The following is a 26354-nucleotide window of genomic DNA, read 5'->3' as shown; positions in this document are numbered from 1 at the left end:
AGGTTGGTTCGTGGATCTTTGGTGCGGAGCAGATACCCCGCAGGATTCGTCACCCCGGACTTGTTCCGGGGTCCACCGCGCGGCGGGCGGTGCCGCCCGAGACGGGAACGCCAGCGCAAGCGGTGAAGTGGGCCCCGGAACAAGTCCGGGGTGACGGGGAGGGCGAAGGCATCATCACTTCGCCAATACCGCAGGCGCCTCAACCATCCGCACCGGCAATCCGCCGCGCACGTTGCGCATCGTCACTAGCTTGACCGTTTCAAGGGCATTGCCCGGCTGACCGTCGCTCGTGACGACGAGCGACAGCACGTTGCGCCCGCGATGGTTCAGGATGCCCTCGGGGATCACGAAGGTCCGCTGCGGCCCGACATGGGCGATGAACTGCCCCATATGCCATCCGTTGACGAAGATCAGCACGCGGTAGTCGACCGGCGAACGCGGAACCGACGCATCGCCGAACGACACGCCGATCGTCGCATCCTGCCCCTTGGGTACGTTCAGGTCGAAGCTCGTGCGATACCAGCTCGTCCCCGCCGGCGCGGCACTCGCCGGTACCGTCGCCTTTACCCAGCGCGTATCGTCGAAGCCCGGCAGGTGCCAGCCCATCCGCTCGCCATATTGGCCGCCGTTGTTGGGCACACCGCGTACGGGATCGACGATATCCTCGCCGCCCTGTCGCCCCTGGATCTTCCATGCGATCGGGATCGCGAACGATGCGCCCGACTGCTTCTCGACCGATGCCGATACCAGCCCGCGGGCTTCCTTGTGGAAATCGTCGGCGTCGAGGTCCCAGTTATGGCCGTTGTTGCGCACCATGATCGACAGGACATGCTCGCCGGGCGTCCGCGCCTGCGCCGGCAGCGCGATCGTCGCCGCACCGGTCGTGACCGGTCGCGGCAGCCCGCCGGGCAATTCGTCCTGCCCGATCAGCTTGCCGTCGAGAAACACCTGCGCTAGCCCCGAACCACCCGCGCCATAATAGATGCGCAGCCGCTCGGCATCGGCGGTGCCGGTGAAGCGCCCGCGATACCATACGTCGCCCTCGTGAAAGCCGTATGCGTCCATCAGCATGTTGGGCTGCCCGTCGGGCCGCGCGGTGATGCTGGCATAGGCGCGGCTGTCGATTGCCTGCCAAGTGCCGTCGTCGAAACCGGGTTCGGCCTCGGGTGTGCCCGGCGCCATCCGCCAGTCGGCCAGCACCGGCAACGTCACCGCCGCCGGACCTGCCAGCGCCGCGCGCGCGACGATGCTGCCGGCGGTGCCCGCCGTCGTCGCCACCCGCTGCCCGTTCCACGTCACCGCCCGCGCGCGCTTCGGCCCCCAGACTTCCAGCGGCGTCGCCTCGCGCGTGTCGCCGGTCAGCGCCAGCGTGGCCCCGGTCGCCCTAACCGATCGCACCAGCGCCGGCCCGCGCACCAGCACGTCGCCATGCTCCCAGAATTTCGCCGCCTCGCCCTCGTCGCCGATCAGCAGCGTCAGCGGCGGCCGTCCGCCGCCCGACACCGCGACCCGCGCCAGCGTGCCATGGATATAGTCGAGCCGCAGATCGCCCTTCGCCGCATCGAACGACGACCGCACGTCACCGTCGATCACCCGCACGGTCGGCGCGCTTGTATAGCGCAGCACGGTCGTCCCGGTTTCCTGTGCCCGCCCGTACAGCAGCGCCACGTCGCCGCCATCGATCGCCACATGGCTCTGCAATTCCGACGTGGCATACACCAGCCGCTGCCCGCCGAGATTGACCCCGGCGACCAGCCACTTCGCATCGAACCCGTTTAGCCGCATCTCGGGAAACGCATAGCGCCCGTCGGGCAGGTCGGCGGTGATCGTGAACCGGTCGTCGCTCGCCTTGTTGGACGGATTATGCGTCACCAGCAGGAAACGCGCATCGGTTTCGGGCGACTTGTTATGATAGACCTGGATATTGGGCGACGAGATCGTCACCGGCCCCGCCGGGACCATGCCCGCCAGATCGGGCACCGACCGGATCAGCCCGGCCAGCGCCTTCAGCTCCTCGGCCTTCTCGCGCACTTCGCGCGTCTCGCTGAACGCAGCGCCATAATCATAGCTGGTGAAGACTACGGGGGCGGGTAGCCAGCCCCAGCTCGTGCCGCCGAACCCCATGTAGAAGCTCTGGATCGCGATGCCGTTCGCCAGGTTGGTGCCATAGAACACGCGCTGGAACCGCTTGCCACGCTGGATCGCGTTGCACTCGTATCCGCCGTTCGATCCCCAGTAATCGAACCAGCCGCCGCCGAACTCGGCAGCGAAGCCGGGCGTGTTCGGACTGGCCGACGCGCCACCACGCGCGCCGCCCGGGCCATAAAAGCCCCAGTCGGGCGCGGCCGATCCGCGTGTCGTCTTGCCGCCCACGGTGCAGGTGCCGCCGGGATAGCCGTCGAACGCATACAGGTCGGGCGATCCCTCGACCGTCTTGGCCACGTTCGATCCGCGCGGCACCCAATATCCGTTGCGCCCCTGATCGTTGTGGAACAGCGGAACGGTGATGCCATCGGCGCGCGCCTTGGCGTACAGATGGTCCATATACCGCCCCTGCGCCGGGGTGGTCAGCGCCAGTTCGTTCTCGATCTGGTGCAGGATGACGGTGCCGCCCTTTTCACCCTTTGGGCCGCCGTTGATCTGGTGGCGGGCGATGATCGGGTTGATCTGCGACAGCCATTCGTCGGCGGCGGCGAGATAGTCGGGATCGTCGGTCCGCGCGCGGGCGCGCTGGTTCTGCAACCATCCCGGAAAGCCGCCGCGCGTCAGTTCGGCATTCACATACGGCCCGGCGCGAGTGATGACGTACAGCCCTTCCTCGGCGGCGATGGTAAGTAGCCGGTCGATGTCGCGAATGCCGTTGAAGTCGTACTGCCCACGCTTCGGGCTGTGGAAGCCCCAGTCGAAATAGAAGGCGACGGTGTTGAATCCGCTCGCCTTCATCTTCTGCAACACGTCGCGCCACAGATCGGGGGAGGGCAGGCGGAACGCATGGACCTCGGCCGACCAGATCGTCAGCCGCTTGCCATCGATCATCAGCGAGCGCGCGTCATAGGATACGCGACCGAACTGCTTGGCCGGAGCACCGAAATTTGCGGTCGGCTTCGCGGTCTGCGCGGCGGCGGGAACCGCCGCCAGCGCGGACGCGGCGAGCAGGAAAGGGCGCAACATCGATATCATGCCATGTGAAACATGGGCGTCAGCGGCCATTCGAGCGGCCGGTTGTCGGCCTGCGTCTCCATCAGCGGTGCCATCGACTGCCACCAGCGCTGCATGATCGCGTTTTCCGGCAGGGTTTCGCGCCGGTTCTCGTCGGCGAGTTCCAGCGTCGCGAACAACGCGCCGGTCGCTTCGTCGAGGAAGATCCAGTAATCGGAAATGCCCGCCTCACGCAATAAATCGGCCAATTCCGGCCAGATAGCGTCGTGGCGCGCACGATATTCCGCCGCCATGCCGGCCTTGAGCTGCATCCGAAACGCCTGACGCGCCATCGATCCCTCCCGATACACGTCCACTATATGGACTCTATATCCAAATGATAGAATTGCGATCGGCAAACGTCAAACATTCTGTGTAAGCTTCGTCACCTTCGCCCCCGGACAATCGCTGAGCCGGATCGCCGCCCGCCGGTCCCCCGCCGTGGACAGATGCAGCCCCTCGACCCGCAACCCGCGGACATGCCGGCACCACAGCCCCCATGCCGGCGTCGGCCCGAACATGCTGGGTTCGGGATAGGCATCGGCGAGTTCCCCCGGCTCCGCCACCGCCTCGCCACCGCCCAGATAGCGCAGCCGCAGGTCGCGAAGCGTCACATCCTCGATGCTATGCCCCGGCAACCCCGCCAGCGTCGCGGCAAAGTGATGGTCGATCCCCCGCGCATCCAGCCCCTCGATCACCACGCCCCGGATCGCGCCGACCCCGGTTCCCGCCGGCCCGCGCCGCCGGTCGCCGATTCGCAGGAACAGCGGCGCGGTCGTCACCTCGGTCATCGCAATATCGCGCACCGTCACCTCCTCCAGCACGCCGCCGTCGACCGTCTCCAGCGCCACCCCGCGCGACCGGGTGAAGCGGCACCGCTCGATCCGGATCCGTCGAAACCCGCCATTGCTCTCGGTGCCGAGCTTGATCCGTCCCGTAACCCGGTCACGATCGGGCGCCAGCGCCTGCGTGCGCCGCCGCGTCCCGTCGATCAGCGTACCGCCGTCGAAGCCGGACACCTCGCAATCGCGGATCGTCACATCCTCGCACGGGAGGACACGGCCGAGGGCGAAACTGCTCTTCAGGACGATGGCATCGTCGTTGGGCGTGTTCACCCGGCACCGCTCGACCAGCACGTCGGACACGCCGTCGAGGTCGATCCCGTCACGGTTGCTGTCGATCGTCAGGTCGCGCAGCACCATGTTCCGGCACCCGGTCGCGAGGATCGCGAAATGCCCGCCGCGCGCGATCGTCAGCCCCTCGACCCGCACGTCGCGCGCCGCGACCAGCGCGATCGCCTTGTTGCCCAGCCCCGCCATCGCTCGCGCATCGGGTTCCAGCTCGGCGATCTGCGCCGCGCTCATCCCCTGCATCGACAGTGGCCGTTCGCCGGCCTGCTTGCGCCAGCGTGCGCCGGGACCGTCGCGGGTCAGTCCCTCACCATCGATTCCGCCGGGGCCGAGGATCGCCACCCGCGCCACGCCGTCACCGACGATCAGGCTGTTGTGCCAATGGCTGTGCCCGAAGTCCTGATAAAGCTGTTCGCCCCGATCCTCGGGCAGCGCATAGCGGCCGCCGCCCTGCGCCGGATCGGCGGCGATGATCGTTGCCCCCCGCTCCAGCACGATCGTTATGTCGCTCTTCAGGAACAGCGTGAAGCAGCGATAGCGCCCGCGCGGCACGATCACCGTGCCGCCGCCGGCCGCCGCGTCGATCGCGCGCTGCACCGCCGCCGTGTCGATCGCCCGCCCGTCGCCCACCGCGCCGAACGTCCGCACGTCGTGCGTCTGCGCGCCATGCGCCGGAAAGGGCAGGGCGAACATCGCCGCCAGCATGGTTCGCCGGGCGATCAATTGCCGTCCGGCCGTTCGTCGCTGCGCGCGCTGCTCGGCACGATCGCGACCTCGGCCGGCAGCGGCGGTCTGGCAGGGTCGAAGCGCGGCGCGGTCACATGCCCGGCCAGACCGGGCAGCGCCCGGATACCCTCCACCACCCCGCGCGCCAGCAGCCATGCGCCATAGTTGTTGTGATGCGTCCGGTCCTTGCCACCGTCGTTGAACGCCAGCGGGCTGCGCTCCGGTCCCAGCGCCTCGTAAATCGCGACGCTCATTCGGTTGAGGTCGATCACCGGCACCCCCGCCTCCTGCGCCGCCGCCCGCACCGCCGCCGGATAGTCGCCCAGACTCGGCTTGATCCGGCCGTTACCATCGAAATTGCGTCGCTCGGGACTGGTGACGAGCACCGGCTTCGCGCCGCGCCGCTTCGCCTCGGCGATATAGGCGTTCAGATAGGCGCGGTAGGTTGTGTTCGCCTCGACATAGGTCTGCGGCCACTGTGCTTTCTGGTCGTTATGGCCGAACTGGATGAACAGCCAGTCACCGGGCTTGATCGTCGACAGCACCTTATCGAGTCGCAGCTCGGTCACGAACGATTTCAGCGTCTCACCTGACTCGGCATGGTTCGCCACCGCGACCTTGTCGTCGAGGAAGGCGGGCAGCATCTGTCCCCAGCTCGCCGCCGGCTCGGCCTGCTGGTCAGTCACGGTGGAGTCGCCGACCAGATACAGCGTCGGGACGCTCGCCGGCTCGATCCGGAGCGTCGACACCGCGCCGTCGCCAAGCAGTTCCAGCGTCAGTCGGTCGTCCCAAGTCGGGCTGGCCATCTCGCGCGGTTTCAACCGGACGATCGTGCCGCCCGGTGCATTCTCGGGCGGCGGGGCGAGCCGCGCGGTGCGCGTGTTGACGACGAAACTGCGGGTGACGCGCTTGCCGCCGCCGGTCGCCACCCGGTCGAGCATCAGCCGCCGCGCCTCGGCCTTCACCGTCGTCGTCGCGGCGCGCCGGTCGCCCAGCGTCACCGTCACCTGCCAGTTGCCTTCGGGCAGCGCGACCGAGAAGCGCCGCCCGCCGCCCGGTTCATAGCCATAGCCGTCGCGGTAGCCGCGATCGCGCTCGACCCGCGTCTCGCCCGGCTGCGCCCGGCCATCGTCCAGCCGATAGGTGACGGGAGTCGCCGGCCCGGCGAGCAGCATTGCCAGCGCGACGATCATTTCGGCACGTCCAGCGCATGCGGTGGCTGGTTATAGGCGGTGTTCTGCCACGCGACGCCCAGACGATAGACCGGATCGTGCATCAGCGTCACCCGCCGGATCATGGTGGGGAAGGGGGTGGCATAGACGCGCAGCTCGCTGCTGTCCTCGCTGCGCAGGATCACTTCCTCGCGCCAGTCGCCGAGGATGTCGGCGCTGAGCGCGGGCGTCGACTTGGTGCCGTTGTTCGACGTCGCGCCCTGTGCGTCCAGCAACAGCGTCTCGGTCCCGGTCTTCCAGTCCCATTTGGTGATGCGGTTCCTGTCGAGCAGTTCGCGCAGGGCATCGCCGTCCCAATAGATTGCGAAATTGGCGACGCGCGGCTTGGCGCCGGGGATCACCTGTCCCTTGGCGGTGTAGAGATACGGCGTGCTGGAGTTCCAGTTCTCCTCCCCCGGATAGCGCGGGTCGATGTCGGCCGACAGGCCGCGCCCGGTGTCCTTGGTCGCCGGCGTCGTCCACAGGATTTCGCCGGTCCGCGCGTCGAGCATCGCCGACCCGAAGCCGCCATTGCCCGGCACCTCCTCATGCACCCCGAATTTCTCAAGGCCCGGCCGACCCGGGTCGAGATCGCCGAGGTGCATCGTGTCGCCATGGCCAAGCCCGGCGCTCCACAGCCCCTTGCCATCGTCGTCGATCGCCATCGATCCATAGACGATCTCGTCGCGGCCATCGCCGTCGACGTCGGCCACCGACAGATTGTGATTGCCCTGTCCGCCGAACCTCGCATTGCCCGGTGCGGCACTGTCGAACAGCCAGCGCTGCGTCAGCTTGCCGTTCCGCCAGTCCCATGCCGCGACCGTCGAACGGGCATAATAGCCGCGCCCGAACACGCCGCTGGGCCGCTGGCCGTCGAGATAGGCGACCCCGGCGAGGAACCGGTCCGACCGGTTGCCATAGCCGTCGCCCCAGATCGCGGCGCGCGCCTCGGGCGTGTCGCCGCCGCGCGGCGGCGAATAGGGTGCACTCGCCAGCGCCGCACCGGTACGGCCGTCGAACACGGTGATATACTCGGGGCCGGACAGGATGCGCCCCTGCGTCCGCGCGATCCGGCGGCCGTCGGGCAGGACGGTCGATCCGGTGCGGTCGGCCTGCGGCAGTTCGCCGCCCGTCTCGCGCCAGTCGGCCTTTGCGTCGCCCAGCACCTTGCCGGTGCCGTCGATGGTCCCGTCGGCGGTCTTGACCATGATCTCCGCCCGCCCGTCGCCGTCGAAGTCATAGACCATGAACTGGGTATAGTGCGCGCCCGAGCGGATGTTGCGACCAAGGTCGATCCGCCACAACCGCTTGCCCTCCAGCGTATAGGCGTCGAGGATCGTCTCGCCGCTATAACCGCCAAAGGCGTTGTCCTTGGAAATGGTCGGGTCCCACTTCAATATGATCTCGTAGCGCCCGTCGCCGTCCAAGTCGCCGACGCTCGCGTCGTTGGCGGTATAGCCATAGCGCTCGCCGGCGGGCGTCGTCCGGTCGGCTGGCTTGTCGAGCGGGATCGGCAGATAGCCCTTGGCCCATACGCCGACGCTGACTGCGCGTTCGCGCCCGCCGATCGTCTCCAGCGTGTAGCGTGCGCCAGGCGTGCCTTGCCGGTCGTGAAAGCTCGATGCGCCGGTCAGGCGCGCGGCGATCGCCCGTCCGTCACGCAGCAGCCGGAATGCGACACCCGGCCGGTCGGTGGCGAGCAGCCGCCAGCTCACGTGATTGCCGCCATCCGGTGCCGGAACCGCCACCAGCGCCCTGTCGAGTCGTTCGTATTGGCGGCTGGGCTTCACCGGGGCCGCACCCAGCGGCAACGCCACGGTGGCGGCCAGCAGTGCCAGCAATTTGCTACGCATCCTCATCTCTCCCGGTCCTAATGATTTTCCATCATGTGGACATACATATCATATTGCGAAGATTTAGCTTTGCAACGCAAGGATTCGACGTTACCCCTAATGAAGAAATTTGTGTTCGTTCGGCGGTGACGGGGAATACCCACGCACCGGATGGGAATTAAGGAGGGGATTGCATGGCATCGTTCGTCAATATTCGCAGGGCCGGTATTTGCAGCGCAGCTTCCGGCCTCGCGCTGATCGTCGCGCTCGGCAGCGCACCCGCGTGGGCGCAAACGACGTCGCAGGTCGATAATGCGGTAGCGTCGGACGATGTCCGCCAGTCGCCGACCGACGAATTGTCGCAGGAAGCGAGCGAGGCCGAGATCATCGTCACCGGCACCCGCGCCTCGCTACAATCGGCGAACGCCCGCAAGAAAAACGCCGACACCGTCGTCGACTCGATCGTGGCGGAGGACATCGCCAGCTTCCCCGACAAGAACGTCGGCGAGGCACTCGCCCGGGTAACGGGTGTCCAGTTGCAGCGCGACTTCGGTGAAGGCTCGCAGATTTCGATCCGCGGCGTCGAGCCCGACCTCAACCGTATCGAGATCAACGGCGTCAGCCAGCAATCGCCCGGTGGCGGGCGCAGCGGCGACTTCCGCGAACTGGCGGTCGAACTGGTCAAGTCGATCGACGTGTACAAGGGCTATACCGTCGACCTGACCGAAGGTGGCATCGGCGGCACCGTGCGCGTCGAGACGCGCCGTCCGCTCGAACTCACCAAGCCGCTGTTCAGCGTGAAGGGCGAGGCGCAGCGCCTCAACCTCACCCAGAAATGGCGTCCGCGCTTCAACCTGACGGCCGGTCGCTCGGACCTGCTCGACGGGCGGCTGGGCGTGCTGTTCAACGTCACGCACAGCGTCGTCGACACGCGCGGCGATTCGGTCGCCAACACCAACTGGCAGCGGTATCTGGATTTCGACCGGTCGACCGAAAAGACCGTCGCCGATCCGGCCTATGCCAATTTCGGCAGCTATGAGAGCTGTGCCGGTACGACCGGCACGACGGCGGCGCTGGCGACCGCCAACCGGCTCGCCTGCGAAACCCAGTTCTTCGACTGGTCGCCGGGGTCGGTCCGCTATCGCAACAACGAACGCACCGATGCGCGCACCACGCTCGACTTCCAGGCGCAGGTGCAGTTAGCCGACAATTTCTCGGCATGGGGTCAGGTCACGCTCAACTACCGTAACCAGAACCTGCGCGACACCAACTATGCGGTGAACATGGGCGGTGGTCTGGGCACCAACGGCCTGCAAGGCAGCACGCCCGACCTCACCCGCTACAACCTCGACGCCGCCCTTGCCAACAATGCCGCCGGCGGCGTTTCGCGCGCACGTCCCACCCAGTCGTTCGTGACGACCGAGGGACACGTGCTGACGAGCTGGACGACCGCGCTGAACGCGGGAACGCCGCCTGGCAGCGGTGTCGTCGTCAACTCGGGTGGTGCCAGCAACATCGTCGGCGTTCAGCGCCGCGACTTCAGCTACGACGAAAATACGCGCTATTACCAGACCGGGTTCAAATGGGACCTCGACCGGATGAAGATGGTGTTCCTCGCCTCGCGCGCCGAGGGCAACCGGGTGAACGAAACCAATCTCGTGTCGATCACCACCGGCGTTTCCGGGATTTCGGTCGACCGTCGCAATTCGGAAGGTCTGCCGATCCTGTCGTTCCCCACCGGGTTCGATCCGGCCAATATCGCGTCCTATGCCGATGCCACGCGGCGCGGCGCCAACGGCCAGTTGCTCGTCCAGTCGGGGCCGAACGTCCAGTATCGCCCCAGCCAGAACGACTCGTCCGAAGACCAGTTGAAGCTTGACGTCGACTATGATCTCGACTGGGGTTTCCTGAAGAGCATCAAGTTCGGCGGCCAGTATCGCAGCCAGGACCTCGTCGCCTACAATGCCGGCGGCGCGCGTCTGCTCTCGCCGGCGGTCATCGCCGTTCCGGCGGCCGGCATCGTCGCGCGGCCTGCGGTGTTCCAGTATAACAACAACGTGTCGCTCACCACGGTGATCGGTTCGCCGCCGGCGACCGGTCCCGCAGCCGGCGTCACCTACTTCACCCCGGCGCAGTATCAGGAGTTCCTGGCGGTCAATGGTGGCGTCACCGGTGGCGCCCCGCTGTTCGGCGGGATCAAGGCGGTCGATGGCGCACCGACCCGCCTGGCGCAGCCGTTGTTCGATTTCGCGAACCTGTCGCGCTATTATGACCTGTCGGGGTTCAATCAGGACCGGGTGCGTGAGGCGAATGGCCTGCCGCAGATTCCGGGCTACATCATCAACGAAAAGATCGTGGCCGGGTATCTACGCGCCAATTTCGGGACCGAGGTGTTCGGCATGAACCTGACCGGCAACGCCGGCATGCGCTACACCTACACCCGCGACGATTCGACCAGCAGCAACACACGGCGCGAGAGCCGGGTGCGGCCGGGCACCGGCGTCCCCGGCATCCCGGCGGTGATCGAGATCGCGACGGTCGCGGTGCAGGAAGTCACTCTATCCAACGACTATCACGACTGGTTGCCGGCCGCGAACCTGTCGCTGGAAGTGCAGCCCAACCTGTTCGTCCGCGCGACCTATGCCAAGAACCTCGCGCGGCCCCGGCCGAGCGACCTGTCGCCGACGGTCAACTGCGTGATCGACATTGCCGACACCATCGCCGGCGAAGATACCTGTTCGGCGGGCAACCCGAACCTCAAGCCGTATCGCGCCGATCAGTACGACCTGAACGCTGCATGGTATCCCAACGCCGACACCGTCGTCAGCATTGGTTACTACTATAAGGACATCAAGAGCTTCGTCCTGCCCGCGTCGGTCATCGCCGGTGTCGACCTGTTCGGTGACGGCGTGCTGTATACCGTTCGCCAGCCGACCAACGGCTTCGGTGCGAAGCTGGACGGGTTCGAGGTCAGCGCCTCGACCGCGTTCACGTTCCTGCCGGCACCGTTCGACGGCTTCGGCATCAACGGCAACTTCACCTACAGCCGTGCCCTGAACAGTTCGCTGACCAACGTGGCGACCGGCGAACCGCTCGACGCATTCCCCGGCCTGTCGAAGTATACGTACAATGGCAGTGTCTTCTACGACAAGGACTGGCTGAACGCGCGCGTCAGCTACAACAAGCGCAGCGACTATCTGCTGGTCGCCGCCGATGCGTCGGTCAGCAACAACCCGGTGTTCCGTCGCGGCGAAACCTATGTCGATGCGAAGGTGCAGTTCCGCATTACGCCACAGTACAGCATCTTCTTCGAAGCGCTGAACCTGACCAACGAACTTGCCCGCTCGTACATCGATGACGCACGGTCTATCGAATACAGCGACTTTGGCCGCCGTATCTTCGTCGGCGCGCAGTTCAAGCTGTGATGCGGCGGACCGGTTGCCCCGTGCCACGGCGCGGCCGGTCCCCGTCACGATCCACTCCCCCCTGTGCCCGGCTGCCGCAATGGTGGCCGGGCATCATTTTATTCGCGCTCGGCGGCTGTATCCATGCGCCCGCCGCAAGCGACTGGACGGTCGAGGCGCAGGATCCCGCCGCCCGTGTCGGTTTTGCGTCCGGCACGATCGACATCGATACCGCCCGGGGGCTGACGCTATGGTACGACCGGCGGCTGGATGCGCCGGTACGGATCACGTTCGAGGCGATGGCGGTGTCGGCCGGCGGACCGAACGATCAGGTGAGCGACCTCAATGCCTTCTGGATGGCGAGCGACCCGGCGGTGCCCGACGGATCGGTGTTCGCCGCGAAGCGCAGCGGGAAGTTCGAGGACTATGACACGCTCGCGACCTATTATGTCGGGATCGGCGGCAACCGCAACACGACGACGCGAATGCGCCGCTATACCGCACGCGCCGGGGACCGGCCGCTGTTGCCTGAACACGACCGCGCCGATCCCGCCGCGTTGCTCGTGGCCAACCGCTGGACGCGCATCGCCCTGATCGCGCGCGACGGACAGGTAGCTGTCGAACGCGACGGCAAGCGGCTGTTCGCCATGACCGACGCCGAACCTTACCGATCGGGCTGGTTCGGCATCCGCACCACCCAGAGCCATTTGCGCATCCGCCGGTTGCGCATCACCCGATTCTGACCATCAGGAGAACCGCGATGCGGATGACCCGCCGTAGCCTGCTCGGGGCCACGATCCTTGCCGCCGCCACCGCCCGCAGCCTGCCGGCATTCGCCGTGCCGCGCACGGTTTCCCGTCCGGTCGGCGCGCATTGGGTGGAGGGTGGCGCACCCGCCACCCACGCCGGCCAGACGTTCGGGCTGGCGTGGCCCCAGGGGACGCTGAACCGCCGTCGATCGCTGGCGGTGCGCGATGCCGGCGGTCGGGCCGTTCCGGCGCAAAGCTGGGTGACGGCGACGTGGCCCGATGGCTCGATCAAATGGACCGCGCACGCGCTGCCCGCCGACGTCATGCCGGGCGCGACGCTGACCGTGGCCCCCGGCACCGCGCCGGCGCCGGCCGCCCCGCTCCGCGTCGAGGAACGCGCCGACGTAGTCGTCATCATCAGCGGCGATCTTCGTTGGCACATTCCGCGCAGCGGCGACGCCGTCGTTCGGCAGGCCGCCTATGGTGAGCGTGTCGTCCTGCGCGACGTGTCGCTGGTGGGTGAGGTGCGGCAGGGTTCACCCGACGGCCCGCGTATCGCGCTGAACGGCCGGATCGAGCGCATCACCGTCGAGCAGCACGGTCCGGTCCGCGCGGTCGTGAAGGTCGAGGGACGACATGTTGCGGGCGACCGGATGATGCTGCCGTTCGTCGTGCGACTGTACGCCTATGCCGGATCGCCAGGCCTGCGGATCGTCCACAGCTTCATTCATGACGTCGACCCGGCGCAATGGTTCGTCTCGGGGTTGGGCGTTCGTGGCAGCGTGCCGATGGCCGCACCGCTCCACGACCGCCATATCCGCCTCGCGCTGGCCGAAGATGCGATGTTCGTCGAGGCGGTCCGCCCGCTGACCGGCCTGCGCCGCGATCCGGGCGAGGCGACCCGTAGCGCGCAGATCGCGGGGCGGGCGACGCCGCCGCTGGCCGACATGGCCAAACCGGTCGGCGAGTTGATCGAGCGTATTCCGGCATGGGGCGACCTGTCGCTGGCGCAATTGTCCGCTGGCGGCTTCACGCTGCGCAAGCGCACCGCGCCCGGCCATGCGTGGATCGATGCCGCAGAAGGGACTCGCGCGCCGGGCTTCGGCTATGTCGGCAGTCCGGCGGGCGGGGCGGCGATCGCCTCGCGCTGGTTCTGGGAACGGCATCCGAGCGAGATCGCGATCGGCGGCGCGGCCGGCGATGCCGCCGACCTGACATTGTGGCTCTGGTCGCCGCAGGCTCCGGCGATGGACTTGCGCCCCTATCGCGGGGTGATGGGCATGGAGGCGTTCGCCGCCCAGAACGAGGGGCTGGCCGTTACATATGAGGATTACGAACCCGGCTGGGACAGCGCGACCGGCATCGCCCGCACTAGCGAGCTGATGCTCTGGGCCTTTCCCGAAACGCCCGCGACCGATCGGTTGCAGGCGCTCGCCAATCTCGCTTCCAGCCCGCCGCAACTCGTGGCCGACGCGGATGGCCTTCACGACGCCCGGGTGTTCGGCCACTGGAGCCTGCCCGATCGCTCGACGCCCAACCGGGTTGCGATCGAGGACCAGCTCACCAACCTCGTCGATTTCTATGCCGGCGAGGTCGAGCGGCGCCATTGGTACGGCTTCTGGAATCACGGCGACGTGATGCACAGCTATGACGCCGACCGGCATCAGTGGCGCTATGACATCGGCGGTTTCGCATGGGCCAACAGCGAATTGTCGCCCGACCTGTGGCTGTGGATGCAGGCGCTGCGTACCGGCGGCGGGCAGGCGTACCGGCTGGCCGAGGCGATGACGCGCCACACCGGCGAGGTCGACGTCTATCACACCGGCCGCTTCAAGGGGATGGGCACGCGCCACGGCGTCCAGCATTGGAGCGACAGTTCCAAACAGCCGCGGGTTAGCAACGCCGCCTATCGCCGCATCTATTACTACCTGACCGCCGACGAGCGCGTGGGTGACCTGATGCGTGACCTGCTCGAATCGGACCGGACGCTCACCAATGTCGAGATCGGCCGCAAGGTGCCGGGCGGTGTGAAGCAGGTCCTGCCCGCCGGAACGATCGAGATGTCGTTCGGCACCGTCTGGTGTTCGCTTGCCGCCGCCTGGCTGACCGAATGGGAGCGCACCGGCGAGCGACGCTGGCGCGACCGGTTGACCGCCGGCATGGACAGCATCGGCCGGTTGAAGAATGGCTGGATCGCCGGCAGCGCCCCCTATGACCTCGCCAGCGGTCGCTTCGTCGGGCCGGGCGACAAAGTGTCGCTGTCGCACCTCAATTCGGTGTTCGGCGCGGTCGAGATCAATGCCGAACTGCTGCAACTGCTAGACGTGCCGCGGTATCGCGCGGCGTGGCTGGACTATTGCCGCTATTACAATGCGCCGCGTGCGGAGTTCGAGGCACGCTATGGCCCGCGCCGGGGTTCGGAGAATCTGGGCGAGGCGCATTCCCGGCTGACCGCGTTCGTCGCGCACGAAACCGGCGATGCGGGTCTGGCGAGTCGTGCCGCGAGCGAATTCTATGCCGGTCGCGCCGGGCTCGGCGTGGCACCCGGCGATCCCCGGCGGACGCTGCCCGGCGGAATCGTCGAATGGCCCGGAGTCAGCACCAACGCCGCGTCGCAATGGGGGTTGGCCGCGATCGAGAACCTCGCGCTGATCCCCGCGGCGATCGACGCCGGGCGGCTGCGGGGCCGGCGGGGCGGGGTGGCGGAATAGCTGGAGCGTGCCGTTCAGCCTGCGTCCATCGACGCCGCTGCATTCAGGCCCGTTGCAGCGGCGTTGTGCGCATGCTAACGGCCCGCCCCTGAACCATTGGGACGCGGTCGCCATGACCAATATCGTTGCCACTCCGGCGCGGTCCCCGCGCTCGTGAACTCTACCGCAGAGGCTTCGCCGCAAGCCGTCGATCTCACCGCCGAACCGGTCGGCCACCATGGCCCGCGCCAGTCGATCACGAAGCTTGCCTTCGGGGCGATCGGTGTCGTCTATGGCGACATCGGCACCTCGCCGCTGTACGCGATGAAGGAGACGTTCGTCGGCCATCACCGGTTGCCGGTCGATCAGATCAACATCTTCGGCGTCGTCAGCCTTGTCTTCTGGTCGTTGATGCTGATCGTGACGTTGAAATACGTCTTCGTCATCATGCGCGCTGACAACAACGGCGAGGGCGGCAGTCTCGCGCTGCTCGCGCTGATCCAGCGCAAGAGCGGCGGCGGGCGTTGGACCGCCAGCCTGATCGTGCTGGGCGTGCTGGCGACCGCGCTGTTCTTCGGCGACTGCATGATTACGCCCGCCATGTCGGTGCTGTCGGCGGTCGAGGGGCTGGCGACCGTCGACCAGCGCTTCGATGCGTTCGTCATTCCGATCGCGGTGGTCATCATGATCGGGCTGTTCTGGTTGCAGTCGGTCGGCACCGCCAGCGTCGGTCGGCTGTTCGGGCCGATCATGGTCGTCTATTTCGCGACGCTGACCGGGCTTGGCATCCTCAACATCCTCGAACGGCCCGAAGTGTTCCAGGCGCTGAACCCGATCTGGGCGATCCGCTTTTTCCAGCAGGATGGCGTCCTCGCCTTTCTGGCGCTGGGCTCGGTCGTGCTGGCGGTGACGGGGGCGGAGGCGCTCTATGCCGACATGGGCCATTTCGGTCGGCGGCCGATCCAGGTCGCGTGGTTCTACCTCGTGTTCCCCGCACTGATGATTAACTATCTGGGGCAGGGGGCGCTGCTGCTCAACAACCCGAGTGCTGCCGAAAATCCGTTCTTCTTCATGGCGTCTGAGGATTTCCGCCTGCCGCTCGTCATTCTCGCCACGCTGGCGACGGTCATCGCCAGCCAGGCGGTGATTACCGGCGCATTCTCGGTGGTGCAGCAGGCGGTGCAACTCGGGCTGATGCCCCGGCTGCGCATCGAACATACCAGCGCCGATGCGGCGGGGCAGATCTACATCCCGTCGGTCAACTGGGCGCTGCTCGTCATGGTGCTGCTGCTGATCTTCGGCTTTCAGGAATCGTCGAACCTCGCCGCTGCGTATGGCATCGCCGTCACCGGCACGATGTTCATCAGCACCTGCATGATCGGCGTCCTGTTCCGCCGTGTGTGGAACTGGCCGGCGGTGGCGGCGGGGGCGTTCGTGTTCCTGTTCCTGTGCATCGATGGTGCCTATTTCGCGTCGAACCTGACCAAGGTGCCCGATGGCGGCTGGTTCCCGCTGCTGGTCGGCATCATCGTGTTCGTGCTGCTGACGACCTGGGCCAAGGGCCGCAAGCTGATGATCGAGCGGATGCGCGAGGCGGCGATGCCGATCAAGGTGTTCATCCAGTCGGCCGCCAATTCCGCCACCCGCGTTCCCGGTACGGCGGTGTTCATGACGTCGACGCCCGAAGGCGTGCCGCACGCGCTGCTCCACAATCTGAAGCACAACAAGGTACTGCACGACCGGGTCGTTCTGCTGACCGTCAAGATTGCCGATACCCCCTATGTCGACCCGGTCGTGCGGACCAAGAACGAGGATCTGGGGCAGGGTTTCCACCGCATGATCCTGAAGTTCGGCTTCATGCAGGACCCCGACGTGCCGGGCGCGCTCAAGGAAGTCGGCTGTTGCGGCGGCGATTTCCGGATGATGGACACCAGCTTCTTCCTCGCGCGGCAGACGTTGCTCCCCTCGTCGCGGCCGGGGATGATGATCTGGCGCGAGAAGCTGTTCGCGTGGATGCTCCAGAATTCGGAAAGCGCGATGGAGTTCTTCCGCCTGCCGACCAACCGCGTCGTCGAACTCGGCAGTCAGGTGGAGATTTGACCGACGGTCCGGCCCCGATCATCGTCACCGCGCTGTTCGCGCCCGAGGATCAGGCATGGTTCGACACGCAGCGCCGCGCGTATTTTCCCCCCGAGCGCAACGTGCTCGCCGCGCACTGCACGATGTTCCATCACCTCGCCCCCGAACTTGGAGCCGAGCTGAAACAGCGGCTCAATGCGGCGACACGGGGGCAGGGGGCACCGCAGGCACGGGTCGGCGGACTCCTGAACCTTGGTCGTGGCGTCGCCTATCGCATCGAAGCACCCGAACTGGAGGCGATCCGTGCGGACATCGCCGATGCGTTCGCGACGATGCTGGTGCCGCAGGACAAGGCCGGCTGGCGGCCGCATGTCACCATCCAGAACAAGGTCGAACCGGCCGAGGCCAAGGCGCTCCTTGCCCGTCTGAACGCCGGTTTCGCGCCCCGTCCGGTTCGGATCGCCGGTCTGGCAAGCTGGTGGTATCGTGGCGGACCATGGGAAGCGCTTTCCCGGCATATGTTCGCTTGACGGCCACGATTCGCGTTCGTATAGGGCCGCCTCCCCGAACGGGGATGCGTGGGGCGAAGTAGCTCAGTTGGTTAGAGCACGGGAATCATAATCCTGGGGTCGGGGGTTCAAATCCCTCCTTCGCTACCATCATAACCGAGCGGGACGTACGGTCCCGCCGGTTCTGATCAGTCGCTAGCGCCACAACGGCGCCGAACGACGATAGAACCTCGATATCAAATCCACCATGATTGTCGGGCATGACTTTCACACGCTCGATCAGGTCGCGCAGGCGGCTTTTCACTTCGTCCCCGGACGGTGTTCCGGCATCGAGCGTTGCGGCTAAGCCGCGCACCCGGCGCCGATACGAATCAACGATGCCTGGGTTCAGCGCGATTACCGGTATCGCTTCGACCTCGGACTTTTCGCGACGATAACGTTCGACGTCGGCCTTTCGGGCGGTCAGCGCTTCGCGGACATCGCTGAAGTCGGCCGCGCCGTCCGCGATCGCCGCGATCAGGCGCTGGACCTGTGCCTCCGCCTTGCCGATCTGCCGATCGAGATCGGCGGCGTCGCGCGTTCGGTCCTTGCGCTTCGTCTCGATCTCGCTGTGGTACTCCTGCACCAAGACCGATACCGCTTCCGGCTGTAGCAGGTGCTCGGCAACGCCCTTCAGGACGCGGGCCTCCAGCATCGAGCGGGCGACGGTCCGCGTGACGTCGCAGGTTCCCGCTTCCCGCGCGCGGGTGCAGGCCATCCGGCCGCCGCCAATCATCGCGTATGCGCCGCCGCACGCCCCGCACATGACGATGCCGGACAGCAGGTGCTTCGGGCGCTTGCGCTGGACGAGCGGTCCAGTCGAGCGTTCCGCCGCCTGGTCCTGGACAAGCTGCCACAGATCCTGCGGCACGATCCGCAGCTCGGGCATCTCGACCAGCACCCGTTCGGACGCTGGGTTGACCCGCGATACCCGGCGGCGGGTCTCGGGGTCGCGGCGCATATGCAGCCGGTTGTAGAGGTACTGGCCGGCGTAGATCGGGTTGTGCAGCACGCCCAAGCCTCGCGCGCGCGACCCGGCGATCGCCGATGCACGCCAGTCGCCGCCACGCGGGGCCGGGATGCCGTCCTCGTTCAGCCCGCGCGCGATCGCCTTCGGCCCCCGGCCGGTCGAATATTCGCGGTAGATGCGAAGAACGACCGCCGCCTGCTCGGGATTGATCCGGCGCAGGCCGCGATCAAGCTCGCCATCGGGCCGGATCGCCGGCACCACATCATAGCCATAGGCGAGGCCGCCGGGCACGCGGCCACGCGAGACGGTGCCCCGCTGGCCGCGGCGGATCTTGTCGGCAAGGTCTTTCAGGAACAGTGCCGACATCGTGCCTTTCAGGCCGATGTGCAGCTCGCTGACGTCACCCTCGCTCAGCGTGTGGATGCGGACGTTGGCGAATTCCAGCCGTTGGTAGATCGTCGCGATGTCGGCCTGGTTGCGGGCGATCCGATCGATTGCCTCGGAGCAGACGATCTCGAACGATCCGGTTCCGGCGTCGGTTAGCATTGCGGTCATGCCGGGCCGCCGGTTGGATGCTCCCGATATGGCGATGTCGGTATAGACGCCGGCGACTTCCCAACCTTCGCGTTCGGCGCGAGCCGAGCACATGGCGATCTGATCCTCCGCAGAGTTGGCGGATTGCAGGTCGGACGAGAAGCGGGCGTAGATGGCGCAGCGAGGCATTGAGGGCTCCGAGGGGGGTAGGCGCGCGCAACATCCTCTGCGGCCATGTCACGGGCAATGGCGGCTACCAGCGCCGCGATTGCCGGGCTGAGCGACGAGCCGTCAGGACGGGGGCGGATCATGCCATCACCTCGTCTGCTAGTTCGCGCAATTGCCATTCGTCGAGCACCTGCAACCCGCGAACCGGCGCGAACCACGCGGGCGTTGCTGGATCTGCCAGATTGGTGGCCGGATGAACCACGATACGCCGGGCCTTCAGCGCGTTGATCGCCGCATCGACCGAAGGCCAGCGTTCGCGCAGATCGTGAAGGCGTAGCTCCGCCCGATCCGGCAGATCGCTGGCGCGTCGGCCGGCGGCACTATCGCGTTCGGCAGCGGCGGCCGTCGCTTCATTGAACGCGCGGCGCTTGGCATCGTAGATCGATTCGTCGTCGCCGACGCGCAGTTCCTCGGCCCATCTGCGCCGGGTATCGGCCGCTTCCCGAATGGCTTCCCGAAAGTCGCTTTCAGATCCGCGCATGCGCTCGGCGATGCCGGGTCGGTTGGCTGTCGTCGACGACGCCGTTTGGCGCTGGCGGACGCGGCCGGGGATGTCGAAGCCATCCAGCGACAGCCCGGCTTTCTCGGCCATGAGGATACCGCGCGCGATCGCGGCGTCGCGTTCACCGGCAAAGGTGCTGGATCGGGCCAAGGTGAAGCATGACCGGGCGCGCCGGGCGGCACGCTGCACGTCGAGTGTCGCGACGGTCATATCGAAACCTTCCGTCGCGAGCGGATGCGCTTGGCTGGCACGATCACGGCCGTCGATTTCCCGCTTGCTACGATCGTAACGCGCCGCTGGGTACGCGCTGGCTCCACCGCAATCAGCGCCTGCTCGCGCAATTCCGTGAAGGCTCGGGCCACCGCGCGAGGATCGCAGCCGAGGCGTTCCGCCAAGCCGTCGTTCGTCGGGCAAGGTTCCCCGGCCTCGGCAATGCTGGAGAGCGTATTGAAGAGGCGGCATTGCACCAGATTCCGATGGTAGGTCATCACCGGCGCTTCACGAAAAGACTCTGCAATCCTCATGTCAGTACCCGAACATGATCTGGATACCGGGTCCGTCGAGCAAGCGGTCGACGACCCATGCGTTGAACAAGCCGAATGACAGCGCCGCGACCATCTCGATGACGGTGCGCAGCGGCGATGGTTCGACGATGCTGGGGGCAGGAGGATTGCATCCTGAACAGCGGCAAGACTGGCCATGCCAGACGGTGGGGCGGGAAGGATGATGCATCAGCGATTTCCCTTCGGTTGGCGAACGAGGTGCAGGACAAGGGTGAGGAGCAGCACGAAGGCAGCACAGGCGGCGACGGCGGCGATCGCGGCGCGATCGAGCAGGACCGCGCCGATCGCGAAGCCAGCCAAGGCCGCGCTGGCGCGTGCAAGTCGGCGGCCGGTGCTGTGAGAAAGCATGGTCATGCGTGGCCGGCGATCGGCAGGCCAAGCGGCGCGCAGCCCAAACAAAGATCGGTGGCGATCCAGCCAGCAACGGCAATGCCGGGCGGTCCGACGTCGCCCGCGGCGCACATCCGGCATAGCCGGGGCGGACGCAGGTCGATGCCACCGGCGATGAGCGACAGCCGCTCGAGCACGCTCAGATCGAACGGTACGAACCGGCGTAGCGCGACGATCGTCGACCAGTTGGCCGGGACGGCGTCCGCCTCGATCAGCAACAGCCATTCGCCGCGGCGGTGCTCGGCGATCTTGGGATCGGTGGCGATCACCTGCGCGACGTCTGCGATGGCAAGGCCGGCGGCGGTGCGGCGGTAGCGCAGATAGGCACCGGGGGTCAGGATCACGGCGGCGAAGTCCTCGGGCAGCAGAAATCCGCTTCGCGAACCGGGTGGTCGCGAACCGGGGGTGGGTGGCGGTGGGCAGGGGTCCGGGAGGACGGCGGCGTCAGGTCACGGCGACTGCTGCTTCAGCATCGCGCGCAGGACCGGGGTGAGGCGTGCCTGCGCGCCGAGCGCCTGGAGATGCTCGCGCATCGCCTTGCGCCAGACCGCCGGTGTGGCGTCGGGACAGGTCGCCTCGATCAGCGCGGCATGCGCCTCGCTCGATTCGCGCATCGATTCGATCGTCGCGCCGAGGAGCTGTTCGGCACCGAGCCGGGAATCCTTGCACCGCGCGCTGATCTTGCGGCGCATCATGGCGGTGATCGGGCGACCGCCGATCATCCGGTCGTGCGCCGCGTCCAGCTCGATCGCGTCGGCGCAGGACAGCAGCTCGCGGCTGTCGGGATCGGACGCGCGCTTGAAATAGCCCTTCGGCCGACCGGTCGCGGCAATCGCATTGTCTTCGCCGATCGCGCCGACGACGTCGTCGAGCGCCTGCTCGACCGACAGGGGATCGCGGGCCTTCGTCATGCGGCCGTCCCGAAACCCGGTGCCGATCGTGACAGACGACCGGCACCGGGGGCGCTTAGTGAGGCGCACAGGGTCCGCGCCCGGCCTGATCCAACCCGGGCCGGGCGCGGTTTCCGGCCGATACGCTGGCCGAAAGGGGGAAAGGGGGACGTCATGCGCGAGCGCCGACCTGTTGCGTATCAGCAGCGGCGTTGTCGCGGGGATAGATATCGGGACGTAGGTCGTGCCGGGAAATTCCAGTGCCGGCTTCGACCAAAAGCACATGCTCCGGCGGAAGCGCTTTCTTCCGCACCAGCCAACTTGCGACTGTTGACTGGCGGGTGCCGATGAGCCGGGCGAGCGCAGACTGCGATCCTGCCGCACGAATAGCGCGTTCTAACGCTGATTCTGTTTGGATAGGTAGCGCCATTGCGTTGGGCTATCGCAATCGCGATACTTGCGCAATCGGAAAATGCTGGTCGCTCATTATCGCGATCGCGTTAGTTAGTTAGGCATGACAGTAGGTGACAGAATCGCTGAGCGGTTAGCAGCGACCGGCCTGTCTCAGTCAGAGCTGGCTCGTCGCCTTCACGTTCGGCAATCCACCATAAGTGGTCTGATCCGCGGTGAGCAGCGAAGCTCGACCAAACTTCATCAGATTGCGCGCGAGTTGGGGACGACGCCGAGCTACCTGAGCGGCGAAATTGACGATCCCGAACTAGACGCTTCAGAAGCTCCGACGCTCACTTCGCAGCAGTCCGAGTGGCTGAAACTATTTGACGCGCTCGACGTGCCGAACCGCGCTGCGCTGATGCAGATCGCGCGGACGATGGTGACGGGAATGAACCAGCCAACCGTCAATTCACCGAAGCCTGCATACCAGGGGGAAGAATGAACGGCGTCCAGACGGCGGCGGTAATTCGCCAGATCATTGCGGAGGTAGCGGCGGAAAGTCGCGTTGTGCCGGGTTGGCCGGAAGGCCGCTGGACCGAAGCAGAACGAGGTTCGATCGGTCCGCGCACCGGTGCCTCGCGTCGTGGTGACGCGGCCGGCTGGTCGGTCTTGATCGAATATGAGGACGCTTCTGGCGCACGAAGCCATCGTCGAGTTTCGTTGATTCGAGAAGAGGCGCTGTGCGCCGGGCATTCGGCGATCGCCGCGTTCTGTCACGAGGCGAGCGCCTATCGGCTGTTCCGCGTCGATCGCATCGTGGCGATGGCGACGATCGACGACGGTGAGTTGATCGATCCCTTCGAGCATATAGCTGCGCTGCGGCGGGACGGTCTGCCCTTCGTGCATAAGGGGATGGGTACCTTTGCAAAGGCGCTCGTTTTCTTGGCGCGCTGCGACGGCCACGATCACGCCATGGAATGGGTCGCGATCGAAGACGCGCTGGCACATTATGCTATGCGCTTTGGCGGGGACGATGACGACATCCGGGCTGCGATATGTGCTTGTCGAAAGCTCGCCCCCGATAGCGGCGACTTCGCGAATAGCTTGGTTGAATTCTACAGGACGCCGCAGCACCAGCGCCGAAAGGTCGGTGATCTGATTCTTCATAGCTGCGCCGCGATCGTCGATGCCGACGGGCGGCATACCGATGAAGAGATCGCTTGGGGGACTGGGATTGGTCGCGCGGTCAAGCTGCTGTGCCAATGATCGCGTTCGTTGCGCTGACCTGCGCGTTGGTCGCGATCGATGGCGACACGCTGCGCTGTGGGCGGGAGCGCATCCGGCTCCTCGGCATCGATGCGCCCGAGCTGCCCGGCCATTGCCGGCGCGGCCGCCAGTGCGTCGAGGGCGACCCTGTCGCGTCGAAGGCCGCGCTGGCGGCGGCGATCGCGCGCGGGCCGGCGACAATCGTGCGCCGCGGCCGTGATCGGTACGGCCGGACGCTGGCGCGGGTGCGCGTGAATGGCGTGGACCTGTCGGCTGCGCAGGTGCGCAGCGGCATGGCGGTGCGGGTGGCACGGTGGGAATAGGCGGGTATCGACCGGGTATCGGTGTGAGAATTCGCACGATGACCGGCCGTTTTCCGCTGATCTGACGTGCCGACGACGGAGGGCGGCTCCGCCGCCTGCGGTCTGGGCCACGGCGGAGGGAGCCTCCGGCGTCATAACGGAACGTAGCGTGATCATCCCCCTTGCGTTTAATTTTCGCTCCCTCTACCGTGGGGGTGATAATTAAACGGAGTGTGTGGATGCCGACGTTTGCCACCGCAATCGTACAGGGCGATTGGGATGTCCGAAAGCGCTTAGAGGACTTCGGTCTCGTTCCAAATCAGCTGTTACTGGTCGCAACGGCAGCCCGGGCTTGGGCTGACGACGCTAGCCCTTTGATGCCCATTAACGCCCCGGGCACGTTGGCATATATCTACGGCGTCATGGAGCTCCGCCAGCAACTTCTCGACGGTTCCTGGCGCGTCGACCGAACCTGCGGGATCGAAGCGGTTTCGAACCGAGAGCGCCGCGTTCGAATTGCCTTCCAGAACGTGGACCGAGCGTGTGATCCGATCTTCCCTCCGAACCCGCGTTCTGCGAAAGGCTCCGCCTCCGAATCATTGTGTGGCCCTACGCTCTTTCAATTTGCCGGGGTAGATTCAGGACCTTTGACAAATGTTCGCCAGGATGGCGTTCCGACATACTATTTGATGGTGGGTGAGGACGGTAGTGTAGAGCTGTCACAGCCGGTCATCAGTAACGGGTCATATGCTGACTTTGTCGAACGTATCCTTATCACCACTCCCGACAACGACTGGACAGACGAAATCAGTCCGGAAACCGGACCCATTGACGATTTCGATGTCGAAGTTCGATTTAAAGATGCGATCTAATGTTTTGCTCAGAGCGCTTGATTATAGCTAGGCAGCGGAGAAAGTTGTCCGGCAGGGAATTGGCTGATCGTGCCGGTGTAACTCCGGTAACGGTTTCAAAGGCAGAAAATGGACATCAAGTAGAAACGTCGACGGTTGAAAAATTCGCGGATGCGTTGGATTATCCTGTATGTTTTTTTTATAAAAATGGCTTGGAAGTCGTCGACGCTGAAACCGTAAGCTTTAGAAGCCTCAAGAAGATGAGTGCAGCGGAGCGCGATGCTTCCATTGCTGCCGGGGCCTTAGGTATTGAGCTGTACGACTGGATTGATAAGCGGTTCGATCTTCCGAAACCAGATCTAATCGACTTGAACAAGGAGCGTAGCCGTCCGCATGTTGCTGCCCGTTTGCTGCGTCAGCATTGGGGACTCGGAGACCGGCCGATCGGAAACGTCCTAAAACTACTGGAGTCAAAGGGCGTTCGTGTCTTATCGCTGTCAGAAAATACTAAGAATGTTGACGCCTACTCTTTCTGGCGAAGTGATCGGCCCTACGTTTTTCTGAACCAAGAGAAAACAGCCGAGCGATCAATCTTCGATAGCGTACACGAACTGGGGCATTTGGTGTTGCACCATCACGCTGGTGCTCGGAATGATAAGGGCTCTGAGTTTCAAGCTGACCAATTTGCATCATCATTTCTAATGCCGGAGCACGACGTTAAAAATGAAATGTCTGATGTGATATCGCCGCAGCAAATCATACGCGCGAAGAAGCGGTGGAAAGTTTCTGCCATGGCTTTGGCGTATAGGCTCCACGGTTTGAATCTAATTTCGGACTGGAATTATCGATCGTTTTGTATCCACCTTGGTTCTTTAGGGTACAGGAGCGGAGAGCCAGACGGGGTGCCTAGGGAAACCTCTGTAGCGCTAAGCAAGGTTTTGACCGCGCTTTGGACTAAGCGTTTGACTAAAGTGGAAATAGCGAAAGATCTATCTGTTCCGATTGAGGAAATAGAGAGCCTGATATTCGGGCTTGCTGGGCCAGTTACTAGTACCGCCATCAGCGGCCGTACCCTATCCTTAGTATAGCTGGACCTATGGGTCGTGTTTCCCCGTCATCCGCTTTGGCGGATGATGGGGTTTCGCTACTGGTGAGACTATACAGAGACGATTACCAAAGCCGGGTCCGCGAATGGTGCAGCAGCGTGCGTAAACGTCGAACCTGATCCCGTTTGCAGTGCCTGCCAGCTCCTAGCGTCGTCTGGGTATTCCAGGCAGGATAGCGGGTATCACGTCGCGTCTCATGGCCGGTTTTCTGCCGCTGCGGCGGAGGGGTTCTCCGCCGCGCGACCGACGGGTGTGGTCGGCAGCGGACGTTCCTCGCGACGGCAGCGAGTGTGGTGCCCGTACCTTCTGCGCCCGAAGATTGTGCGCTGGATGCGCATCGGATAGCGTCGGGCGATACGACGGGGGGATAGGGCGTCATGGAGGACGACACGCAGCCTGCTGGAGACGGCGACGCGCTGCTCTACGATTATCTGAAGCACGTCACTTCGCTCTGCCTCTTCGCGCTAGGTGGCGTCCTTGCGCTCGCCGAGAAAGTCCAAGGGAAGTCGGCGCGTGCTGTGGTTGTCGCGGCGAGTGTGATTGCGCTCGCGGCTTTCTGTTCGTTTATCGCTAGCGGATTGGTGGTGGAAGCGCGGCGATCCGGCAGGCCGCTCACGGGCAACATTAATCTCTATCGTCACGCATCGCCCCTCCTTCTCTCGGTGGGCGTGGGAATGTTCATCTATCTTTTTGCCAAGTCGCGCGGCGGTTGATTCCGCTGCCTTCCGGCAGTCGAGTCACCACAATTCCGCGCTGAGGTCACGGGTACTGGCTTCATAATATGCGGGTGCC

24 protein-coding genes and 1 tRNA gene are annotated in these 26354 nt (G+C 65.5%); 12 read left to right on the top strand and 13 right to left on the bottom strand.

Features of this window, described 5'->3' with window-relative positions; all coding sequences use genetic code 11:
• Positions 1-174: 174 nt before the first annotated feature.
• The 5 genes from ASG37_RS05125 to ASG37_RS05105 form a co-directional block, all read right to left on the bottom strand.
• Complete coding sequence (locus ASG37_RS05125) at positions 175-3171, bottom strand: glycoside hydrolase family 35 protein (protein ID WP_235525222.1); 2997 nt, start codon at positions 3169-3171, stop codon at positions 175-177.
• Between the two features lie 5 nt (positions 3172-3176).
• Positions 3177-3491: an L-rhamnose mutarotase gene (locus ASG37_RS05120; RefSeq protein WP_055757353.1), complete on the bottom strand. Its 315-nt coding sequence runs from the start codon at positions 3489-3491 to the stop codon at positions 3177-3179.
• Positions 3492-3560: 69 nt separating this feature from the next.
• The gene (locus ASG37_RS05115) at positions 3561-5051 is read right to left on the bottom strand and encodes a glycoside hydrolase family 28 protein (RefSeq protein WP_414887879.1); all 1491 of its coding nucleotides are present in this window, start codon (positions 5049-5051) and stop codon (positions 3561-3563) included.
• Positions 5048-6247 carry a rhamnogalacturonan acetylesterase gene (locus ASG37_RS05110; protein WP_055756651.1) on the bottom strand — a complete coding sequence of 400 codons (1200 nt, stop codon included), beginning with the start codon at positions 6245-6247 and terminating at the stop codon, positions 5048-5050. The genes ASG37_RS05115 and ASG37_RS05110 overlap by 4 nt, the downstream gene beginning before the upstream one ends.
• On the bottom strand, positions 6244-8118 hold the full coding sequence (locus tag ASG37_RS05105) for a rhamnogalacturonan lyase (RefSeq protein ID WP_082448364.1): 1875 nt from the start codon (positions 8116-8118) through the stop codon (positions 6244-6246). Before ASG37_RS05105 ends, ASG37_RS05110 begins: the two co-directional genes overlap by 4 nt.
• Before the next feature lie 173 nt (positions 8119-8291).
• On the opposite strand from ASG37_RS05105, the gene ASG37_RS05100 reads away from it, so the two are divergent.
• From ASG37_RS05100 to ASG37_RS05075, 6 genes are all read left to right on the top strand, one after another.
• Entirely contained in the window at positions 8292-11522 is a 3231-nt protein-coding gene (locus tag ASG37_RS05100) for a TonB-dependent receptor (RefSeq protein WP_082448362.1), read from the top strand.
• A gap of 20 nt (positions 11523-11542) precedes the next feature.
• On the top strand, positions 11543-12244 hold the full coding sequence (locus ASG37_RS05095) for a DUF6250 domain-containing protein (RefSeq protein ID WP_235525221.1): 702 nt from the start codon (positions 11543-11545) through the stop codon (positions 12242-12244).
• A gap of 17 nt (positions 12245-12261) precedes the next feature.
• The gene (locus ASG37_RS05090; RefSeq protein ID WP_055756647.1) at positions 12262-14961 is read left to right on the top strand and encodes a hypothetical protein; all 2700 of its coding nucleotides are present in this window, start codon (positions 12262-12264) and stop codon (positions 14959-14961) included.
• 234 nt (positions 14962-15195) lie between these two features.
• Positions 15196-17040 (top strand): potassium transporter Kup, encoded by a 1845-nt coding sequence (locus tag ASG37_RS05085; RefSeq protein ID WP_230772179.1) that lies wholly within the window; start codon positions 15196-15198, stop codon positions 17038-17040.
• Entirely contained in the window at positions 17037-17549 is a 513-nt protein-coding gene (locus ASG37_RS05080) for a 2'-5' RNA ligase family protein (protein WP_055756643.1), read from the top strand. Before ASG37_RS05085 ends, ASG37_RS05080 begins: the two co-directional genes overlap by 4 nt.
• 52 nt (positions 17550-17601) lie before the next feature.
• Positions 17602-17678 (top strand) — tRNA-Met (locus ASG37_RS05075).
• On the opposite strand, the gene ASG37_RS17285 is transcribed toward ASG37_RS05075, so the two are convergent.
• The 8 genes from ASG37_RS17285 to ASG37_RS17280 form a co-directional block, all read right to left on the bottom strand.
• On the bottom strand, positions 17635-19260 hold the full coding sequence (locus ASG37_RS17285) for a recombinase family protein (RefSeq protein ID WP_082448412.1): 1626 nt from the start codon (positions 19258-19260) through the stop codon (positions 17635-17637). The two genes, ASG37_RS05075 and ASG37_RS17285, sit on opposite strands and share 44 nt — an antisense overlap.
• Positions 19261-19378: 118 nt before the next feature.
• Positions 19379-20011 (bottom strand): hypothetical protein, encoded by a 633-nt coding sequence (locus tag ASG37_RS05065; protein ID WP_055756639.1) that lies wholly within the window; start codon positions 20009-20011, stop codon positions 19379-19381.
• Complete coding sequence (locus tag ASG37_RS05060; protein WP_055756638.1) at positions 20008-20325, bottom strand: helix-turn-helix domain-containing protein; 318 nt, start codon at positions 20323-20325, stop codon at positions 20008-20010. The genes ASG37_RS05065 and ASG37_RS05060 overlap by 4 nt, the downstream gene beginning before the upstream one ends.
• Before the next feature lies 1 nt (position 20326).
• The gene (locus ASG37_RS17600; protein WP_156349175.1) at positions 20327-20533 is read right to left on the bottom strand and encodes a hypothetical protein; all 207 of its coding nucleotides are present in this window, start codon (positions 20531-20533) and stop codon (positions 20327-20329) included.
• Entirely contained in the window at positions 20533-20664 is a 132-nt protein-coding gene (locus tag ASG37_RS18130; protein WP_268796261.1) for a hypothetical protein, read from the bottom strand. Before ASG37_RS18130 ends, ASG37_RS17600 begins: the two co-directional genes overlap by 1 nt.
• 50 nt (positions 20665-20714) lie before the next feature.
• Positions 20715-21098, bottom strand: a complete 384-nt coding sequence (locus tag ASG37_RS05050; RefSeq protein WP_055756633.1) for a hypothetical protein — start codon at positions 21096-21098, stop codon at positions 20715-20717.
• A 105-nt stretch (positions 21099-21203) separates the two neighbouring features.
• Entirely contained in the window at positions 21204-21665 is a 462-nt protein-coding gene (locus ASG37_RS05045) for a hypothetical protein (protein ID WP_055756631.1), read from the bottom strand.
• A gap of 151 nt (positions 21666-21816) precedes the next feature.
• Complete coding sequence (locus ASG37_RS17280) at positions 21817-22074, bottom strand: transcriptional regulator (protein WP_082448360.1); 258 nt, start codon at positions 22072-22074, stop codon at positions 21817-21819.
• An 84-nt stretch (positions 22075-22158) separates the two neighbouring features.
• On the opposite strand from ASG37_RS17280, the gene ASG37_RS05040 reads away from it, so the two are divergent.
• The 6 genes from ASG37_RS05040 to ASG37_RS05025 all read left to right on the top strand — a co-directional run bounded on the left by ASG37_RS05040 (position 22159) and on the right by ASG37_RS05025 (position 26275).
• Entirely contained in the window at positions 22159-22539 is a 381-nt protein-coding gene (locus ASG37_RS05040; protein WP_055756629.1) for a helix-turn-helix domain-containing protein, read from the top strand.
• Positions 22536-23303 carry a hypothetical protein gene (locus ASG37_RS05035; protein ID WP_156349174.1) on the top strand — a complete coding sequence of 256 codons (768 nt, stop codon included), beginning with the start codon at positions 22536-22538 and terminating at the stop codon, positions 23301-23303. Before ASG37_RS05040 ends, ASG37_RS05035 begins: the two co-directional genes overlap by 4 nt.
• Complete coding sequence (locus ASG37_RS05030; protein WP_055756625.1) at positions 23300-23626, top strand: thermonuclease family protein; 327 nt, start codon at positions 23300-23302, stop codon at positions 23624-23626. The genes ASG37_RS05035 and ASG37_RS05030 overlap by 4 nt, the downstream gene beginning before the upstream one ends.
• A 218-nt stretch (positions 23627-23844) precedes the next feature.
• Positions 23845-24477 carry a hypothetical protein gene (locus tag ASG37_RS17275; RefSeq protein ID WP_082448358.1) on the top strand — a complete coding sequence of 211 codons (633 nt, stop codon included), beginning with the start codon at positions 23845-23847 and terminating at the stop codon, positions 24475-24477.
• The gene (locus ASG37_RS17270; protein ID WP_082448356.1) at positions 24477-25544 is read left to right on the top strand and encodes a helix-turn-helix domain-containing protein; all 1068 of its coding nucleotides are present in this window, start codon (positions 24477-24479) and stop codon (positions 25542-25544) included. The genes ASG37_RS17275 and ASG37_RS17270 overlap by 1 nt, the downstream gene beginning before the upstream one ends.
• A 395-nt stretch (positions 25545-25939) precedes the next feature.
• The gene (locus ASG37_RS05025; RefSeq protein WP_055756623.1) at positions 25940-26275 is read left to right on the top strand and encodes a hypothetical protein; all 336 of its coding nucleotides are present in this window, start codon (positions 25940-25942) and stop codon (positions 26273-26275) included.
• Positions 26276-26354: the final 79 nt, after the last annotated feature.

It is taken from the genome of Sphingomonas sp. Leaf407 (assembly GCF_001425385.1).
In the GTDB taxonomy this organism is placed as follows: Bacteria; Pseudomonadota; Alphaproteobacteria; order Sphingomonadales; family Sphingomonadaceae; genus Sphingomonas.
This window is presented reverse-complemented; position numbering and strand designations above follow the sequence as displayed.